The 1233-nt window shown below is 48.3% G+C and carries 10 tRNA genes and 1 rRNA gene; all 11 read right to left on the reverse strand.

Features of this window, described 5'->3' with window-relative positions:
* Positions 1-133: 133 nt before the first annotated feature.
* The 11 genes from KNO95_RS14275 to rrf all read right to left on the reverse strand — a co-directional run bounded on the left by KNO95_RS14275 (position 134) and on the right by rrf (position 1223).
* Positions 134-210 (reverse strand) — tRNA-Pro (locus KNO95_RS14275).
* Between the two features lie 4 nt (positions 211-214).
* A tRNA-Arg gene (locus KNO95_RS14280) sits at positions 215-291 on the reverse strand.
* Between the two features lie 4 nt (positions 292-295).
* Positions 296-383 (reverse strand) — tRNA-Leu (locus KNO95_RS14285).
* Positions 384-392: 9 nt separating this feature from the next.
* Positions 393-467: transfer RNA gene (locus KNO95_RS14290), tRNA-Gly, on the reverse strand.
* Positions 468-482: 15 nt separating this feature from the next.
* A tRNA-Leu gene (locus tag KNO95_RS14295) sits at positions 483-563 on the reverse strand.
* Positions 564-601: 38 nt separating this feature from the next.
* Positions 602-677, reverse strand: a tRNA-Lys gene (locus tag KNO95_RS14300).
* A gap of 13 nt (positions 678-690) precedes the next feature.
* Positions 691-766, reverse strand: a tRNA-His gene (locus tag KNO95_RS14305).
* A gap of 10 nt (positions 767-776) precedes the next feature.
* Positions 777-852, reverse strand: a tRNA-Thr gene (locus KNO95_RS14310).
* Between the two features lie 8 nt (positions 853-860).
* Positions 861-936 (reverse strand) — tRNA-Phe (locus tag KNO95_RS14315).
* A 19-nt stretch (positions 937-955) separates the two neighbouring features.
* Positions 956-1031, reverse strand: a tRNA-Asp gene (locus KNO95_RS14320).
* A gap of 75 nt (positions 1032-1106) precedes the next feature.
* A 5S ribosomal RNA gene (rrf, locus tag KNO95_RS14325) occupies positions 1107-1223 on the reverse strand.
* Positions 1224-1233: the final 10 nt, after the last annotated feature.

The following is a 1233-nucleotide window of genomic DNA, read 5'->3' on the forward strand; positions in this document are numbered from 1 at the left end:
CGTTCGTCCTGAGCCAGGATCAAACTCTCCAAAGAATTTGATATAGCTCTTAAATTGACGAAGCTTGCGCTTCATTCAAAAATTGTAAAACTTTTTTTGCCTCATCGTTCAGTTTTCAAAGACCAAAAATAAATGGTCGGGAAGACAGGATTCGAACCTGCGACCCCTTGGTCCCAAACCAAGTGCTCTACCAAGCTGAGCTACTTCCCGTAAATGGTGCACCCTGAGAGATTCGAACTCCCGGCCTTTAGATTCGTAGTCTAACGCTCTATCCAGCTGAGCTAAGGGTGCAATATGGTGCGGTCGAGAGGACTTGAACCTCCACGGTGTTAACCACCACTAGGCCCTCAACCTAGCGCGTCTACCGATTCCGCCACGACCGCGTATTAAGATGGAGCGGAAGACGGGATTCGAACCCGCGACCCCGACCTTGGCAAGGTCGTATTCTACCACTGAACTACTTCCGCATAAGTATTTAGAGATGCGGGTGAAGGGACTCGAACCCCCACGTCAAAGACACTAGATCCTAAGTCTAGCGCGTCTACCAATTCCGCCACACCCGCATGTGAAATTACGTATTGAATAAAAAATTAATGAGAAATGGTGAGCCATGCAGGGCTCGAACCTGCGACCCTCTGATTAAAAGTCAGATGCTCTACCAACTGAGCTAATGGCTCATTAAAATTTTAATGGGGCGGCTGAAGGGAATTGAACCCTCGAATGCCGGAATCACAATCCGGTGCGTTAACCACTTCGCCACAACCGCCATGAAAAAATGGTGCCGGCGAAAGGATTCGAACCCTCGACCCTCTGATTACAAGTCAGATGCTCTACCAACTGAGCTACACCGGCGTGTTATATGGTGGCTTTGGACGGAATCGAACCGCCGACACAAGGATTTTCAGTCCTTTGCTCTACCAACTGAGCTACAAAGCCATACGTATTAAATTAAAAATGGCGGTCTCGACGGGATTCGAACCCGCGATCTTCTGCGTGACAGGCAGACATGTTAACCCCTACACCACGAGACCGTTTTAAGTCATATCGACTTTACCTATTTTAAAGGTCATATTATGTAAAGTCAATAACTTTTTTAAAAAAATAAAGCCTGGCAACGTCCTATCCTCACAGGGGGAGATCCCCCAACTACTTTCGGCGCTGAGACGCTTAACTTCCGTGTTCGGCATGGGAACGGGTGTGGCCGTCTCGCTATCGCCACCAGACTTTTACAGG

It is taken from the genome of Exiguobacterium sp. ERU653 (genome assembly GCF_018617775.1).
In the GTDB taxonomy this organism is placed as follows: Bacteria; Bacillota; Bacilli; order Exiguobacteriales; family Exiguobacteriaceae; genus Exiguobacterium; species Exiguobacterium marinum.